Source organism: Streptomyces coerulescens (assembly GCF_042657965.1).
Taxonomy (GTDB): domain Bacteria; phylum Actinomycetota; class Actinomycetes; order Streptomycetales; family Streptomycetaceae; genus Streptomyces; species Streptomyces coerulescens.
In genome coordinates this window covers 217,493-233,618 of sequence record NZ_JBHSKM010000004.1, presented here as the reverse complement: position 1 = coordinate 233,618, position 16,126 = coordinate 217,493, and the positions used below count along the sequence as shown (strand labels likewise).

General features: G+C 67.7%; 16 protein-coding genes. 9 read left to right on the top strand and 7 right to left on the bottom strand.

What is annotated here, in order from left to right; genetic code table 11:
* Nucleotides 1-2 precede the first annotated feature (2 nt).
* On the bottom strand, nt 3-380 hold the full coding sequence (locus ACFPQ9_RS09465; protein ID WP_380849665.1) for a phage holin family protein: 378 nt from the start codon (nt 378-380) through the stop codon (nt 3-5).
* Nucleotides 381-440: 60 nt separating this feature from the next.
* Here ACFPQ9_RS09465 and ACFPQ9_RS09460 point away from each other — a divergent pair, with 60 nt between their 5' ends.
* The 4 genes from ACFPQ9_RS09460 (at nt 441) to ACFPQ9_RS09445 (ending at nt 2,724) form a co-directional block, all read left to right on the top strand.
* On the top strand, nt 441-758 hold the full coding sequence (locus tag ACFPQ9_RS09460) for a cupin domain-containing protein (RefSeq protein WP_380849663.1): 318 nt from the start codon (nt 441-443) through the stop codon (nt 756-758).
* Between the two features lie 162 nt (nt 759-920).
* The gene (locus ACFPQ9_RS09455; protein ID WP_030820182.1) at nt 921-1,133 is read left to right on the top strand and encodes a DUF5326 family protein; all 213 of its coding nucleotides are present in this window, start codon (nt 921-923) and stop codon (nt 1,131-1,133) included.
* Between the two features lie 195 nt (nt 1,134-1,328).
* A complete protein-coding gene (locus ACFPQ9_RS09450) occupies nt 1,329-2,189 on the top strand; it encodes an IclR family transcriptional regulator (protein ID WP_380849660.1) in 861 nt (286 codons plus the stop codon).
* 97 nt (nt 2,190-2,286) lie between these two features.
* Nucleotides 2,287-2,724 carry an SsgA family sporulation/cell division regulator gene (locus ACFPQ9_RS09445; protein WP_062707976.1) on the top strand — a complete coding sequence of 146 codons (438 nt, stop codon included), beginning with the start codon at nt 2,287-2,289 and terminating at the stop codon, nt 2,722-2,724.
* 340 nt (nt 2,725-3,064) lie between these two features.
* Here ACFPQ9_RS09445 and ACFPQ9_RS09440 read toward each other — a convergent pair whose 3' ends face one another.
* Nucleotides 3,065-4,309 carry a YibE/F family protein gene (locus ACFPQ9_RS09440; RefSeq protein WP_380849658.1) on the bottom strand — a complete coding sequence of 415 codons (1,245 nt, stop codon included), beginning with the start codon at nt 4,307-4,309 and terminating at the stop codon, nt 3,065-3,067.
* Nucleotides 4,310-4,326: 17 nt separating this feature from the next.
* Nucleotides 4,327-4,638, bottom strand: coding sequence for a hypothetical protein (locus ACFPQ9_RS09435; RefSeq protein WP_380849655.1), 312 nt, complete (start codon nt 4,636-4,638; stop codon nt 4,327-4,329).
* Between the two features lie 722 nt (nt 4,639-5,360).
* Between ACFPQ9_RS09435 and thiC the strand changes: the two genes are divergently transcribed.
* Nucleotides 5,361-7,163 carry a phosphomethylpyrimidine synthase ThiC gene (thiC, locus tag ACFPQ9_RS09430; RefSeq protein WP_380849652.1) on the top strand — a complete coding sequence of 601 codons (1,803 nt, stop codon included), beginning with the start codon at nt 5,361-5,363 and terminating at the stop codon, nt 7,161-7,163.
* A 105-nt stretch (nt 7,164-7,268) separates the two neighbouring features.
* On the top strand, nt 7,269-7,787 hold the full coding sequence (locus ACFPQ9_RS09425; protein WP_380849649.1) for a ferredoxin: 519 nt from the start codon (nt 7,269-7,271) through the stop codon (nt 7,785-7,787).
* A 199-nt stretch (nt 7,788-7,986) separates the two neighbouring features.
* On the opposite strand, the gene ACFPQ9_RS09420 is transcribed toward ACFPQ9_RS09425, so the two are convergent.
* The 3 genes from ACFPQ9_RS09420 to ACFPQ9_RS09410 form a co-directional block, all read right to left on the bottom strand.
* Complete coding sequence (locus ACFPQ9_RS09420) at nt 7,987-8,856, bottom strand: hypothetical protein (RefSeq protein ID WP_380849646.1); 870 nt, start codon at nt 8,854-8,856, stop codon at nt 7,987-7,989.
* Between the two features lie 193 nt (nt 8,857-9,049).
* Nucleotides 9,050-10,126, bottom strand: coding sequence for a metallophosphoesterase (locus ACFPQ9_RS09415; protein WP_380849643.1), 1,077 nt, complete (start codon nt 10,124-10,126; stop codon nt 9,050-9,052).
* A gap of 240 nt (nt 10,127-10,366) precedes the next feature.
* On the bottom strand, nt 10,367-11,479 hold the full coding sequence (locus tag ACFPQ9_RS09410; protein WP_380849640.1) for a LacI family DNA-binding transcriptional regulator: 1,113 nt from the start codon (nt 11,477-11,479) through the stop codon (nt 10,367-10,369).
* 453 nt (nt 11,480-11,932) lie between these two features.
* On the opposite strand from ACFPQ9_RS09410, the gene hisC reads away from it, so the two are divergent.
* A complete protein-coding gene (gene hisC / locus ACFPQ9_RS09405) occupies nt 11,933-13,012 on the top strand; it encodes a histidinol-phosphate transaminase (RefSeq protein ID WP_380849637.1) in 1,080 nt (359 codons plus the stop codon).
* A 44-nt stretch (nt 13,013-13,056) separates the two neighbouring features.
* Here the strand turns inward: hisC and ACFPQ9_RS09400 are convergent, their stop codons facing one another.
* Nucleotides 13,057-13,449 (bottom strand): cyclophilin-like fold protein, encoded by a 393-nt coding sequence (locus tag ACFPQ9_RS09400; RefSeq protein WP_380849634.1) that lies wholly within the window; start codon nt 13,447-13,449, stop codon nt 13,057-13,059.
* A 142-nt stretch (nt 13,450-13,591) separates the two neighbouring features.
* On the opposite strand from ACFPQ9_RS09400, the gene ACFPQ9_RS09395 reads away from it, so the two are divergent.
* Nucleotides 13,592-15,100: a cytochrome ubiquinol oxidase subunit I gene (locus tag ACFPQ9_RS09395; RefSeq protein WP_380849631.1), complete on the top strand. Its 1,509-nt coding sequence runs from the start codon at nt 13,592-13,594 to the stop codon at nt 15,098-15,100.
* A gap of 20 nt (nt 15,101-15,120) precedes the next feature.
* The gene (gene cydB, locus ACFPQ9_RS09390; protein WP_380849628.1) at nt 15,121-16,125 is read left to right on the top strand and encodes a cytochrome d ubiquinol oxidase subunit II; all 1,005 of its coding nucleotides are present in this window, start codon (nt 15,121-15,123) and stop codon (nt 16,123-16,125) included.
* Nucleotide 16,126: the final 1 nt, after the last annotated feature.

The following is a 16,126-nucleotide window of genomic DNA, read 5'->3' as shown; positions in this document are numbered from 1 at the left end:
GTTCAGTCCCCGTCGGGCAGGGCGAGGTTGAGCGCCCAGGAGACGATCGAGATGATCAGGCCGCCGAGCACGGCCGTCCAGAAGCCGTCGACATGGAAGCTCAGGTCGAGCTTGTCGGCGAACCACGAGGTCAGCAGCAGCATCAGCGCGTTGACGACCAGCGTGAACAGGCCGAGCGTCAGAATGAGCAGAGGCAGGCTGAACAGCTTGACTATCGGCTTGACCAGGAAGTTCACCAAGCCGAAGATCAGCGCGACGAGGAGCAGGGTGCCTATCTTCTTGCCCGTGCTGTCACCGGTGAGGGTGATCTTGTCGAGCAGCCAGACGGCGACCGCCAGGGCGCCCGCGTTGGCGATCGTCTTGACTACGAAATTCTTCATGTGTCTGATCGTGGCAGACGAGATCGGCCATGAGCACGGGGATGAGGGCGGACGACAGCGATGAAGGCATTCCGGCTGGATGAACTGGAGGCGGAGCGCGCCGCCAATGAGGGCGCCTACCTGCAGTTTCTGCGAGAGCGGAACATGTCGGTCGGCCTGTACGCGCTCAACGCCGGCGACCACGATCCACAGAAGCCGCACAACCAGGACGAGGTCTACTTCGTTGTGAGCGGCCGCGCCCAGATCACCGTCGGCATGGAGACCACGAACGTGGCACGCGGCAGTGTCGTCTATGTGCCGGCCGGAGTCGCCCACAAGTTCCACCACATCAGCGAGGACCTGCGGGTGCTCGTGGTGTTCTCTCCGCCCGGGAGCTGACCTTCGGCCTCGGGGTTCCCTAGGGGTTCGATCAGGGGAGGACAAGGGCTGTGCGGTCCCCGCGGGGGCACCTGCCCGTCCTAGCATCGAGTGCAGGGAATCAGCAGATTCACGGAAATCAGGACCCGGCACAGGACGGGCGGAGAGGTAAGGACAAGGGCGATGCGTGAAATCTTCGCAGGACTGCCGTGGTGGGTGAAGTGGATCGCGGTGCCGGTCATCGCCCTGGTCGTGTTCGGCGGGCTGATAGCCAGTGTGGTCGGATTCGTGATCGGACTGCTCTTCAAGGTGCTGGTCTTCGTGGCACTGGTCGGTGGACTGATCTACGTCGTACGGAAGTTCATGTCGAGTTCGTCGTCTCGCAGCGACTGGTGAGGACTGTGGGAACCGGGAGGCGGTAACAGGAATCACCGGTTCCCTCGGGCGAGGGAAGTTTCCCGGGCGGGCCGTCCGCGGGCGGTGGCGGGCCAATAGAGTCCGGAAATCGACGCGGGGACCGACCCCGCGAGCGGCGTACACCCCACCCGTGTTCCCGCACGGGCTGCCCCCCTCGCGCTTCGGGAGTGACCCTTGGCCAAGGTAGACACCGCACCCTCAGACCCCCACGCACCCCCGGCCCGGCCGCGCTCCTCCGTACCCCAGGTGCCGCGGCAGGCCTCCCCGGAACCCTCCGAGCCGTCGAACTCCGCGACCCTCATCGGATCCGTCCAGCGCGCGATGCGCCTGCTGGAACGCGTCGCCGAGCACGAGTACGGCGCCCCCGCCAAGCAACTCGCCCGCGAGACGGGCCTGGCACTGCCGACGGCGTACCACCTCCTGCGCACGCTGGTGCACGAGGGCTATCTGCGGCGCGACAAAGGGCTGTTCTTCCTCGGTGAGGCGGCCGTACGGCTGAGCAGCAGCGGAGCCGAGCAGAAACGTCGCAGCACGGTCGCCGACACGCTCGCGCAGTGCCGCGACGCCATCGGTGTGCCCGTGTACTACGCCCACTACCGCGACGGTGAGATCGAGGTCGTGTGCGTCTCCGACACCCCCGGCAACCCGGCGGTCGAGGAATGGGCCGACTTCCGCGAGACCGGCCACGCCCACGCCATCGGCCAGTGCCTGCTGTCCCAGCTTGACGAGGACGCCCGGCGCGACCACCTCGAACGCCATCCCGTGCAGTCGATCACCCCGTACACGGTGCGCGACAGCAACTCGCTGCTCCGCCGCCTCGAACGAACGAGCCGGATGGAGCCGGTGATCGAACGTCAGGAGTACGCGCTGGGCACGGTGTGCGCGGCGATCCCGATCACGCTCGGCACCACGGCCGCGACGATGGCCATTTCCCTGCCCGTCCAACAGTCCGACCGGCTGCTGTCGGTGGCACGGCAACTCCAGGAGGAGGTCGGGCGCCTCCTGGGGTCACTGGCGATCTCTATCAGTATCTGAAAACTCACTCCTTGTGATCTCTCGTGTACGTTCAGCAAGATTCCACCAGGCCTGGGGTCCGGTCCCGGCCAGTCGAAGGCAACCGACGGGGTAGGCGATGCGAGAGTCCGTACAGGCAGAGGTCATGATGAGCTTTCTCGTGTCCGAGGAGCTCTCTTTCCGCATCCCGGTGGAGCTGCGCTACGAGACGTGCGATCCCTATGCGGTGCGGCTGACCTTCCACCTGCCCGGGGATGCCCCGGTGACCTGGGCCTTCGGTCGGGAGCTGCTGGTGGACGGGGTGGGCCGGCCGTGCGGGGAGGGTGACGTACGCGTCTCACCTGCCGGTTCCGAGACCCTGGGCGATGTTCTGATCCGGCTTCAGGTCGGTGCCGACCAGGCGCTGTTCCGTTCCTCGGTGGCGCCTCTGGTGGCCTTCCTCGACCGCACAGACAAGCTGGTGCCGCTCGGCCAGGAGGGCGCGCTCGCCGACTTCGACGCCCATCTCGACGAGGCCCTGGACCGCATCCTCGCGGAAGAGCAGAGCGCCGGCTGAAGCGTTACGTCGGTGTGGGGCGGGGTGGCGTAACGCTTCAGCGGCGCACAAGGGGCGCGTGGGAGCGCTCCTTTGTCGCCGGGTGTACTTTGCGCTCCGCCGGATGGGTGAAGTCGGCCGCAGCGGATCGGCGCCCTTCAGGTGGCCACGTCTCGGCTGGCCGCCCGTCGCCGGCGCCGCTTCTGCCTACTCCGGGGACGCTGTTTGAGGGCGGGGTTTCCACTGACACGGTTTCCGCCGACTTCCGTAGTCACGGTTCCGCCGACGTGGCTTCCGTGGTCACGGTTTCCGCCGACACGGCTTCCGTAGTCACGGCTTCCGTTGTCACAGCACCCCTGCGTCACCGCTTCCTCCGGCGGCCCCGTCCTCCCCTCCCGGGGCCCGGCTGAGCGCTTCCCGTGGCCGGCGGGCCGCCCGCGGGCACCGGCACGGCACCGACCGGCACCGAGCCCGTCTCCGGCCGGTCGGCCGAGACCACCAGGGCCGCGAGGGCGGTGGTCACCGGCACCGACGCGACCAGACCGATGGAGCCCACCAGAGTGCGCACGATCTCCTCCGCGACCAGCTCGCTGTTGGCGACCGTACCCACGCCGCTCTGCGCGATCGAGAAGAGCAGCAGCAGTGGAAGCGCGGCGCCCGCGTAGGCGAGGACGAGGGTGTTTACGACGGAGGCGATGTGGTCGCGGCCGATGCGGATGCCCGCCCGGTACAGCCCGCGCCAGCCCATCGTGGGGTTGGCTTCGTGCAGTTCCCAGACCGCGGAGGTCTGGGTGACCGTCACGTCGTCGAGCACACCGAGCGAACCGATGATGATGCCCGCGAGCAGCAGACCGCTCATGTCGATCGACGGATAGAGCCCGTGGATGAGGCCGGTGTTGTCGTCGGTGTTGCCGGTGAGTGCGGCCCAGTCGATGAACACCGAGCCGAGGATGCCGATCAGCAGCAGTGAGATCAGCGTGCCGAGCACCGCGACCGATGTTCTCGCCGAGAGGCCGTGGCACAGATAGAGCGCGACCAGCATGATCGCGCTCGACCCGACCACTGCCACGACCAGCGGGTTCGAGCCCTGGAGGATCGCGGGCAGGATGAAGAAGTTGAGCACCAGGAAGCTGATGGCCAGCGAGATCAGGGCCATGAGGCCCCGCAGCCGGCCGACGACCACGACGGCGATGGCGAAGATGCCGGCGAGCACCGACAGCGGAACGCGACGGTTCACATCGGTGACGGCGTACTGGAGGTCCTTGGGCGCGGAGGGTTCGTAGGCGACCACGACCTCCTGGCCCTCGTGCAACTGGCGCGACTGGTCGGGCTGCACGATCTCCGTGAACGTACGGCCCTTGTCCTTGCCGGTGTCGACCCGGATCGTCGCCTTCTTGCAGGTGCCGCTCTCCTGCTGCGCGGCGGAGGAGCCCTCTGCGGTGGAGGTGTCGCCGGTCGGCGGCACACCCGAGGCATTGACGTCCTTGCAGCTCAGCTCGACGACCTTGGTGACCGTGGCCTGCTGCGTCTGCCGGTCGAAGCCGACACCGGTGCGCTCGTGCCCCGGGGCACCGCCCGGCCACAGCACCGCGAGACCCACCACCACCGCGGCGGCGAACGGGATCAGAACGGCCGCGATGACCTTGCGCAGATGCCGGGAGACGGGAGTCGCGGGACCGTGAGCGTGGCTGTGCGAGTGTCCGTGCCCGGGGCCATCTCCATGCCCGTGACTGTGACCGTCGCCGGCACCGTCACCGCCGCCGTCACCACCGCCTCGCCTGCCGCCGGATCCGGGACCGTGACCATGGCCTCCACCGGCATCGGGACCGGGACGATCGCCCGGACCGGGTCCCTGCCCGTGCGGGCTGCCACCTGGGCCGGGGCCTTGCCGGTACGGGCCACCGACCGGACCTGCCCCCGGTCCGTGCGGACCACTGTCCGGACCTGTCCCCTGTCCGTACGGACCGCTGCCCGGACCTGTCCCCTGTCCGTACGGACCGCTGCCCGGACCAGTTTCCTGCCCAAACGAGCCACTGTTCGGACCAGCTCCCTCCCCGTACGGGCCACCGGAGCTGCGTCCACGATTCTGCGGGCCACCAGCTCGGCCCCCAGGCTCCCGTGCTCCACCGGGCCGAGGTCCCGATTCATGCCAATTGCCTGCTTCACCCCGATCCTCCCGCATCCCGCCAGGGCGAAGGTCGTGCTCGTGCCAACCGCCGGTTTCAGCCGTGCGACGGTCGGGGCCGTCCGTGGAGCCACCGCCGAATCCACCGTCGTAGCGGCCTCCGGGTACGCCCGAACCTCGGCCATCCGTACGGCCGTTACCCCGTGCGGGGCCATTTCCGGAGCCCGAACCGCGGGGCGGATCGGGCGGTGGGTACGGAGGTTCATGCGTCGTGGTCACCGCCCGATCATCGCAAGAACGGTGGGGGCCCTCTGTTCAGCGCGCCCGAATTGACGCTAGCGTGGTGCCACCTTTGTACACGCGGGAGCTCGGAGCACCGGGCTGAGAGGGCGCTGACCTCCGTCCCAGCGATGTTTCACATGAAACATCACCCATCGCGAGTGATGTTTCACACGAAACGTCGGCAGACGGATACCGCTGCGTCGACCGCCGAACCTGTTACCGGGTAATGCCGGCGTAGGGAGTAGGTCTCATGACCATCAAGGACGCGCGCACGCCTGCCTCCAGCCAGGACGAACAGCCCATTCAGGGTGAAACGTCCACGGAGGCCGGGAAGTCCATCGGCTGGCACAAGGCGTACGTCGAGGGCTCACGCCCCGATCTGCGGGTGCCGGTCCGCCAGGTGCACCTCACCAACGGGCAGTCGGTCACGCTGTACGACACGTCCGGCCCGTACACCGATCCCTTGACCGAGACCGACGTCCGCAGGGGGCTCACCCCGTTGCGGGAGAACTGGATCATCGCTCGCGGTGACACCGCGGAGTACGCGGGTCGTCCTGTCCGTCCGGAGGACGACGGGATCAAGCACACCTCGCCGCGCGGCGGCCTGCGCAACCTCGACGCCGTCTTCCCGGGACGTCCGCGCCAGCCCCGTCGCAGCCGTGACGGCAAGGCGGTCACGCAGCTCGCCTACGCCCGCCGGGGCGAGATCACACCCGAGATGGAGTTCGTGGCCATCCGGGAAAACGTCTCTCCCGAGGTGGTCCGTGAAGAGATCGCCGCGGGCCGGGCGGTGCTGCCCGCCAACGTAAATCACCCGGAGATCGAGCCGATGATCATCGGCAAGCGGTTCCTGGTGAAGGTCAACGCCAACATCGGCAACTCCGCGGTCACCTCCTCCATCGAGGAGGAGGTCGAGAAGATGACCTGGGCGACCCGCTGGGGCGCCGACACGGTCATGGACCTGTCGACCGGCCGGAACATCCACACCACCCGCGAGTGGGTGCTGCGCAACTCCCCCGTGCCGATCGGCACGGTGCCGCTCTACCAGGCGCTGGAGAAGGTCGACGGCCGCGCCGAGGAGCTGACCTGGGAGATCTACAAGGACACGGTCATCGAGCAGGCCGAGCAGGGCGTGGACTACATGACCGTCCACGCGGGTGTGCGCCTGCCGTACGTCCCGCTCACGGCCAACCGCAAGACCGGCATCGTCTCGCGCGGCGGCTCGATCATGGCGGCGTGGTGCCTGGCGCACCACAAGGAGAGCTTCCTGTACGAGAACTTCGAGGAGCTCTGCGAGATCCTCGCGACGTACGACGTCACGTACTCGCTCGGCGACGGCCTGCGGCCCGGCTCGATCGCGGACGCCAACGACGAGGCGCAGTTCGCCGAGTTGAGGACGCTCGGGGAACTCAACCAGATCGCCAAGCGTTTCAACGTACAGACCATGATCGAGGGCCCGGGACATGTCCCGATGCACAAGATCAAGGAGAACATCGACCTTCAACAGGAGATCTGCGATGAAGCTCCGTTCTATACGCTCGGCCCGCTGACCACGGACGTCGCGCCGGCGTACGACCACATCACTTCCGGCATCGGTGCCGCGATGATCGCCTGGTGGGGCACGGCCATGCTCTGCTACGTCACGCCCAAGGAGCACCTGGGCCTGCCCAACCGTGACGACGTCAAGACCGGCGTCATCACCTACAAGATCGCAGCCCACGCGGCGGATCTCGCCAAGGGCCACCCGGGTGCGCAGGACTGGGACGACGCGTTGTCCGACGCCCGCTTCGAGTTCCGGTGGGAGGACCAGTTCAACCTCGCCCTGGACCCGGACACGGCACGGGAGTTCCACGACGAGACCCTGCCGGCCGAGCCCGCCAAGACGGCCCACTTCTGCTCCATGTGCGGGCCGAAGTTCTGCTCGATGAAGATCTCCCAGGACATCCGCCGTACCCATGGCGGATCCCGGGAGGAGATCGAGGAGGGTATGGCTCAGAAGTCGCAGGAGTTCGCCGCGGCGGGTAATCGGGTGTATCTGCCGATCGCTGACTGACCGCCGGTACGAACGCGCTGCTCTGGAGAGGAAGGGGCTTCACAGGGCAGCGCTTCGGGCGGCCGCAGGACGGGGACGTTTGAACAGGACTTCTACTCTTGGCCGGTGACGCTGTACTACGACCCCGTTGCGCGGCTCGGCAGGGACCGTGAGGTCTTTCGAGGCCGTTGGGAGGACCGGCTCTGGCTCAACGTTCCGGGGCCCTTTTACGGCGGCGAGACCGACACGTGTCGTACGGGTCGGCTCTCCGCTCCCCACCACGTCCTCTACGGCGGCACGTACTTGACCGAGTACGTCTACCGGCAGCCGCGGACGCGCGCAGAGACAACTCGGCTGGTGGAAGCGGCTGATTGTGATCCGTGTCTCGGGTACGGCTGCGACGGCGACTCGCGGTGGACACCCGGTGCGGTTCGGGAGTGGTGGCGCGACCGCGGACGGATCACGCAGTACCTCTCCACCGAGGACTGGGAAGCCGTCGACTGGCCACAGCAAGGTCTGGCCGGTGCCGTTCGCGACTATGAGTCCTACCTGGCCGGGCCCTTGGCCGCGGACTTGCGGATCTACCTCTTTTGGCTGGAGGAGGGCCGCTCTCCCACAGCCGGTGAACGGCTTCCAGACCTCTAGCCGGCAGGTCAGCGGGTCCTCTGTGCTGCTTCGGGCCTGATGCGATCGCGGACCGATGTCTCGGCCGACGTCTCGAACGACGTCGCGACCCGCCTCTGCCGGCTGTTCGGCTTGCGCCTCCCCGAGGAGTTGTCCCCGGGGTTCCGTCGAGGAGGTCCCCTGGCGGGGCTTTCTCACGGCGGGGGCGCAAGCCGAGGGGCTACTCCGGCTGGTGTTCCGGCCCTCCGAAGTCCGGGCTCGTGTAGTCCGGGCTCGTGTAGCTCGGACGCGGGCCAGGGACGGCACCGTTGTCCGGGCTGCTGAAACCCGGACGGTCGTAGCCGAGGTTCGGGATACGGCCGGCCGGTGTCGTCGGTGGCGTGCGGTGCAGTGCCGCCGCCGTGCCGGGGTCGGCGAGTGCCTCCCGTAGGAAAGGCAGGACACCGCGCTCCAGCAGGGCTTCGCGCCAGGCTTCCCTGGCCCGGGCCACCTCTTCGCTCAGTTCGCCGTACGGCCCCGAGTCGAAGGCCGGCCGGTTGCGCAGGGCGGTGAGCAGGAGTCCGACGGCGGCGACCAGGATCGCGGCCGCCGCGATGGCGCCGAACACCCATCCGGTGGTGAGCATCGTCTGGGCGAACGCCGGCTCGGGGTCGAACATCTTCAGGATGTAGCCGACGAGCAGGAATATCGCCGCGGCGGTGCCCGCGAGGACGGGTGCCAGGACGGCGAGCACGGCAACGACTCCGGGGCCGGCCGTCTCGGCGACTTCTCCCATGGTGGTGGCGAGCCCCATCGCGCCCGTGCCCGACTCGGTGGAGCCGGACTCACGGGAGGACGACGGGGTGGACGGCGCCGGCTGGCGCAGTTCCTCGCGGACCTTCACGTAGTGCTGGTACTCGGTCGCCGCGGCCGCCGTGATGAGTGCGGTGGCGTTCAGCGCCATGGTGCGCAGCTGTTCGGGGTTGAGCCGCTGTCCCACAGCGGCCAGTTCCGGGCGGTGTGGTGCGGAGCGCAGCGCCTCGTCGAGGATCCGCTCGTACTCTTGGCGGTCCTCACTGTGCAGGTACTGCGGAACGCTGTTCATGTGCATCCCCCGATGCTCCGTAGGGCTTGGGGCTCGCATGCCAACGAGCCGTCGGGCAGAAACGGAGGGGAGCCTGCTACGGATAAGCCGATGGTAGAGCGGTGACGGCACAGGGTGACAGGGGGTTTGCCAAAATTGGGCCCTGGCCTGCGCCGTACTCCGTTCCTGCGTGGTGGGGGGACGCCTGCCCGGTGAACGTTCAGATATCCAGGGGAAGTTGCTGGACCAGCAGCTTTCCGGCCATGGTCACACCGCCGTCCATCGCGATGGCGAGCCCTTCGGCGTAGACGTGCGGTCCCTCCACCAGGGGCCTGGTGCTGTCCTCGCCGTCCTCGGAGCCGACCTCGCCCAGCAGATACGGAATGGGGCTGTGGCCGTGAACGATGCGGGTGCCGCCGTACGTATCGAGCAGCGAGCGGACATGGTCCGGGCCGCCCTCGTCGCGGAAGGAGAAGCGTCTGGTGAACTTGCGGAAGAGATCCCAGACCTCGTCGGCGTCGTTGCGTGTGAGTGTCTCGCGGACCGTGTCGTTGACCGCTTCGATCGAGTCGCCGTAGTCGAGATAGGCCGTGGTGTCCGAGTGCACGAGCAGATGCCCGTCGACCTCTTCCATGGCGTCAAGCCGGGACATCCACTGCAGATGGTGGTCCTGGAGGCGGTCCATGTCGGTCTTCTGGCCGCCGTTGAGCAACCAGGCCGCCTGGAAGGTGGCGGTGCCCGCGCCGGAGTTGACGGGGGTGTCGCCGAAGCGCTTGGCGCCGATCAGCAGCAGTTCGTGGTTGCCCATGAGGGCCTTGCAGTAGCCGCCGGCCGCCGCGGCCTCGGCGGACAGCCGCATCACGAGGTCGATGACGCCGATGCCGTCCGGGCCGCGGTCGGTGAAGTCGCCGAGGAACCACAGCCGTGCGGTGCCCGCGCACCAGTTCCCCGCCGAGTCGATCAGGCCCTTCTCCTGGAGAGCGGCCACCAGCTCGTCGAGATAGCCGTGCACGTCACCGACGACGAACAGGGCACCGGCGCCGATCGTCGACTGCTGGGCCGGCAGGGAGGCGGGGTCGACATGCACCTGGACAGTGTCGCCGCGGTTGATGACCGGCAGGTCGCGCTGTGTGGGCGTGTAGCCCTCGGGATACGTCTCCTCGAGGGGCGGGGCGACCTCGCCGGTGTGTGTGCTGTGGGCGTACGGACCGGTCTCGTGGACGTAAGCGGGCACCCGGAAGTCGCGCAACGTCGCCGTGCGCTCCACCTCGGGTCCCTGACCGGCCCCCTGAGTCATCAGACCCCTCCACCATCGCGCCGCATCTGCACCACATCGGACTGCCTGGTCGCAGCGGCCCGCGAGTGTCGTGGGCCCATCATAGGAATGCCGATCGCGCCATGTGATGACCCAGGGGTGGTGAATCGGAGCAGGACTCCTGTTCACCGCGGCTTTCGCCCCGATTGGGCAGGGCTTCTACCACTCGACGAATGCGCCCTGCCCGCCCCCGACCTGCCTTTGCCGTGCTTCGGCGCGCGCCTAGGGTTCCTCGGGTGACCGCGGCGGACTGACTGTCGTACGCGGCGGGCGTCGCTGGGACGAGGTACGCACGATCAACTCCGTCGGTATCACCTGCTCGACCGGCTGGTCCGACTCGACCCCCTCGATGGCGTCGATGAGGAGCTGGACCACCGCCGTTCCGATGCGGCGGGGCTTGAGCGAGAGCGTGGTGATGGGCGGCTCGGTGTTGGCGTACACCGTGGACTCGCTGCAGCACACCAGAAGCAGGTCGTCCGGTACGCGCAGGCCGTATCGGCGGGCGGCGGCGAGCAGGTCCGTGCCGTTCGGGTCGAACAGTCCGTAGACGGCGTCGGGCCGGTCGGGCCTGGCGAGCAGCCGGTCGGCGGCGACGGCGCCCGCGCACGGGTCGTGCGCCGGGTAGGCCTCGTACACCGGGTCCTGCCCGACCCGTTCGCACCAGCGCAGATACGCCGTGGTCGACAGATGGGTGTACGTGTCCGTCGTGGTTCCGGTCAGCAGACCGATCCGGCGGGCGCCCGCGTCGGCCAGGTGGTCGAGGATGCCCATCACGGCGGCCTCGTGGTCGTTGTCGACCCACGCCGTGACCGGAAGCGAACCGGCGGGGCGCCCGTCGGAGACGACCGGGAGGCCCTGTCTGACCAGTTCGCTGACGACCGGGTCCTGGTCGGACGGGTCGATGACGACCGTGCCGTCGAGGGCGACGTTCGACCACACGTCGTGGCGCGAGGTCGCGGGGAGGATCACGAGGGCGTAGCCGCGGGCGAGCGCGGCCGAGGTGGCCGCGCGGGCCATCTCGGCGAAGTACGCGAACTCGGTGAAGGTGAAAGGTTCATCCCCGTACGTCGTCACGGTCAGGCCGATGAGTCCCGACTTGCCGGTACGGAGTGTTCGGGCCGCCGCCGAGGGCCGGTAGCCCAGCCGGTCGGCGACCTCGCGGACATGGCGTCGGGTGGCGTCGGGGAGCCGGCCCTTGCCGTTGAGGGCGTCGGAGACGGTCGTGATGGAGACTCCGGCGGCGGCAGCCACGTCTCTGATGCCCGCTCGACCGGGCCGACTGCCTCGACGTGAGGTTTCCGCGCGGCTCACCTGGTGCTTCCCTGCTGCTGTCATGGCGAGCCGATAGTAGGGCTCATGCGGTGGGGTAGTGCGGACGCATATGCAATCGTTGACAGGCACGTTTCTGCAAGGTCATAGACCGTCAGATTCCTTTGAAAGCAAGGGAGTTGAACGATCCAATGGCAAGACGTGGCTTGTCGGCGCGCATGGGCCTGCCAAGTGTCCGATGTTTCGAAGAGGTCTCAACTCACCTGCACGGGGGATGCGCGCCACGGAGCGAGCCACCGGCGCGTAGATATATGTGTGGCGCGCCCCCTGATTCGTGCGCCTTCGTACGACGATGCCCCTGATGCTGGTGTGACAGATGTGATCAGCGGACGGGTCTGCCCCACCGGTGGAGATCGGGCTCTTCCTCACCTGTACGCATCGGCGCGGAATCCTCATAAGGTGAGAAGTATTGGAGCCGGCGGTGGTGATGGGCCGCCGGTGGTCGCGAGGAGGACTGCGGTGAGCGAGACGAGCCCCAAGCTGCGCGCCGAGCTGGAGGGAATCCCCACCTACAAGCCGGGCAAGCCTGCCGCGGCCGGTGGCCCGGTGGCCTACAAGCTGTCCTCCAACGAGAACCCCTATCCGCCGCTGCCCGGCGTGATGGAGACCGTGCTCGCCACCGCCTCGTCCTTCAACCGCTACCCGGACATGATGTGCACGGGGCTGATGAACGAGCTGTCCGAGCGCTTCGGTGTCCCGCTCTCCCACCTGGCCACCGGCACCGGCTCGGTCGGTGTCGCCCAGCAGCTGATCCAGGCCACCGCCGGCCCTGGCGACGAGGTCATCTACGCCTGGCGGTCCTTCGAGGCGTACCCGATCATCACGCAGATCAGCGGTGCCGCCTCCGTGCAGGTGCCGCTGACGGCGGGTGAGGTGCACGACCTGGACGCGATGGCCGCCGCCATCACCGACCGCACCAGGCTGATCTTCGTCTGCAACCCGAACAACCCGACGGGCACGGTCGTGAAGCGGGCCGAGCTGGAGCGGTTCCTCGACCGGGTGCCGAGCGATGTCCTGGTGGTGCTGGACGAGGCGTACCGCGAGTTCATCCGTGACCCCGAGGTGCCGGACGGCGTGGAGATCTACCGCGAGCGGCCGAACGTCTGTGTGCTGCGGACCTTCTCCAAGGCCTACGGCCTAGCCGGTCTGCGCGTCGGTTTCGCGATCGCCCAGGAGCCGGTCGCGGCGGCCCTGCGCAAGACGGCCGTGCCCTTCGGGGTGAGCCAGCTCGCGCAGGACGCGGCCATCGTCTCGCTGCGTGCCGAGGACGAACTGCTCGGCCGGGTCGGGTCGCTGGTGTGTGAGCGCAACCGTGTGGGCGAGGGGCTACGGGCCCAGGGCTGGACGGTGCCCGAGACCCAGGCCAACTTCGTGTGGCTGCGGCTGGGGGAGCGCACGGTGGCCTTCGCCCAGGCGTGTGAGCAGGCGGGCGTGGTGATCCGGCCGTTCCCGGGCGAGGGTGTGCGGGTGACGATCGGAGAGGCCGAGGCGAACGACATCTTCCTGAAGGTGGCGGAAGGGTTCCGGAAGGAGCTCTAGGGGCTCCGCGGCCACGGTCGGCCGCGGGTGCTACGTCGGCACGGTCACGCGTCCACCAGTTCCACGCGCACGGGGTCGCCGTCGCGGACCGTCGCCAGCAGGCGGGCGTCGCCGTCGAGGCGGCCCAGGATGTTGCACGGGCTCGCGAGGCGGCACTCGGCGCCTCGCGAGATCGGTGTCGGTCCGTAGGGGAGCGCGAGCGCGTCGCCGTCCGTCCAGAAGGCGACTGTGCCAGGCTCGACCACCTGTCGGGCGTCCGTTTCACGTGAAACGGACACGCCTGTGTCGAAGTACACCTCCTCGCCCCAAGTGCGAGCAGTGGAGCTGAGTGGGAGGGCCTTGCTGAGGGCTTGCGAGGTTGCGGTGTCGTCGAGGGTCGCGGTGAGGTGCCCCGAGGGCCAGGAGATTCGTATTTGAAGCGGTGTCTGGGTCTGCATGCTGGCGATTCAACAATATGTTGAAGTTCTCGCCAAGGGGTTGCGCTGAACGAGGGACCCCCCTTGGGGGCCTGGAAGGCCGGTGCTGCATAATTGCTTGTGAATGTGAACGCTTTCACAAGCGTAGGTAAGGAGCAGCGACGTGGACCTGGCTTTGGCGCCGGAGACCCTGGCGCGGTGGCAGTTCGGCATCACCACCGTCTACCACTTCCTGTTCGTCCCTCTGACGATCTCGCTGGCCGCCCTCACGGCCGGGCTGCAGACCGCCTGGGTGCGCACGGAGAAGGAGAAGTACCTCAGGCTGACGAAGTTCTGGGGCAAGCTCTTCCTGATCAACATCGCGATGGGCGTCGTCACCGGCATCGTCCAGGAGTTCCAGTTCGGCATGAACTGGTCCGACTACTCCCGCTTCGTCGGAGACGTCTTCGGTGCTCCACTCGCCTTCGAGGCGCTGATCGCCTTCTTCTTCGAGTCCACGTTCATCGGGCTGTGGATCTTCGGCTGGGACAAGTTGCCGAAGAAGATCCACCTGGCCTGTATGTGGATGGTCTCCATCGGCACGATCCTGTCGGCGTACTTCATCCTGGCGGCCAACTCCTGGATGCAGCACCCTGTCGGCTACAAGATCAACGAGGCCAGGGGACGGGCCGAGCTCACCGACTTCTGGCTCGTGCTGACCCAGAACACCGCGCTCGCGCAGGCCTTCCACACCCTGTCGGCGGCCTTCCTCACCGGCGGCGCGTTCATGGTCGGCATCTCCGCCTTCCACCTGCTGCGCAAGAAGCACATCCGCGAGATGAAGACCTCGCTCAGGCTCGGCCTGGTCACCGTCGCCATCGGCGGCCTGCTCACCGCCGTCAGCGGTGACACGCTCGGCAAGATCATGTATGAGCAGCAGCCGATGAAGATGGCCGCGGCCGAGGCCCTGTGGGACGGCGAGAAGCCGGCCCCCTTCTCGATCTTCGCCGTCGGTGACGTCGACAAGGGCCACAACAAGGTCGCCATAGAGATCCCCGGTCTGCTGTCCTTCCTGGCCAAGGACGACTTCACCTCGTACGTCCCCGGTATCAACGACGTCAACAAGGCCGAGCAGGAGAAGTACGGCCCCGGCGACTACCGGCCCAACATCCCCGTCGCCTACTGGGGCTTCCGCTGGATGATCGGCTTCGGTATGGCATCGCTCGCCGTCGGAGTGGCCGGACTCTGGCTGACCCGCAAGAAGTTCATGCTGCCGCAGCACCTCAGGGTCGGTGAGGACGAAGTGCCGCATCTGGTGCTGCTCCCGAACAAGGCGCTCGGCCCGAAGCTGACCAAGTGGTACTGGCGCATCGCGATCTGGACCCTGGCCTTCCCGCTGATCGCCAACTCCTGGGGCTGGATCTTCACCGAGATGGGCCGCCAGCCCTGGGTCGTCTACGGCGTCCTGCGCACCCGCGACGCGGTCTCCCCCGGTGTCTCCCAGGGCGAGGTCCTCACCTCGATGATCGTCTTCACCACGCTCTACGCCATCCTCGCCGTCGTCGAGGTCAAGCTCCTAGCGAAGTACGTCAAGGCCGGCCCGCCCGAGCTGACGGAAGCCGACCTGAACCCGCCCAAGAAGATCGGCGGCGACTCCCCTGACGCCGACAAGCCGATGGCCTTCTCGTACTAGGCAGAGGGAGCTGCACAGTCATGGAACTTCACGACGTCTGGTTCGTCCTGATCGCGGTCCTGTGGATCGGCTACTTCTTCCTGGAGGGCTTCGACTTCGGGGTCGGCGTCCTCACCAGGCTGCTGGCCCGCAACCGGCCCGAGCGGCGGGTGCTGATCAACACCATCGGCCCCGTCTGGGACGGCAACGAGGTGTGGCTGCTCTCGGCGGGCGGCGCCACCTTCGCGGCCTTCCCCGAGTGGTACGCGACGCTCTTCTCCGGCTTCTATCTGCCGCTGCTGCTCATCCTGGTCTGCCTGATCGTCCGGGGTGTCGCCTTCGAGTACCGGGCGAAGCGGCCCGAGGAGAAGTGGCAGCGCAACTGGGAGCAGGCCATCTTCTGGTGCTCGCTGCTCCCGGCGTTCCTGTGGGGCGTGGCCTTCGCCAACATCGTGCGGGGCGTGAAGATCGACGCGAGCCATGAGTACGTCGGTACCGTCCCCGATCTGCTCAACCCGTACGCGCTCCTCGGCGGCCTGGTGACGCTCTCGCTCTTCACCTTCCACGGTGCGGTGTTCACCGCGCTCAAGACCGTGGGGGAGATCCGGGAGCGGGCGCGGAAGCTGGCGCTGTGGCTCGGACTCGCGACCGCCGTGCTGGCCGCGGTCTTCCTGCTCTGGACGCAGATCGACAACGGCGACGGCCAGAGCCTGGCCGCGCTGATCGTGGCCGTCGTGGCGCTGGTCGCGGCGCTTGCGGCGAACCAGGCCGGGCGCGAGGGATGGTCGTTCGCCTTCTCCGGCGTCACCATCGTGGCCGCCGTGGCGATGCTCTTCCTGACGCTCTTCCCGAACGTCATGCCGTCCTCGCTCAATGAGGACTGGAGCCTGACGGTCAGCAATGCCTCGTCGAGCCCCTACACCCTGAAGATCATGACCTGGTGCGCGGTGATCGCCACGCCGATCGTGATGCTCTACCAGGGCTGGACCTACTGGGTCTTCCGCAAGCGGATCGGTACGCAGCACATCGCTGAAACCGTGCACTGAG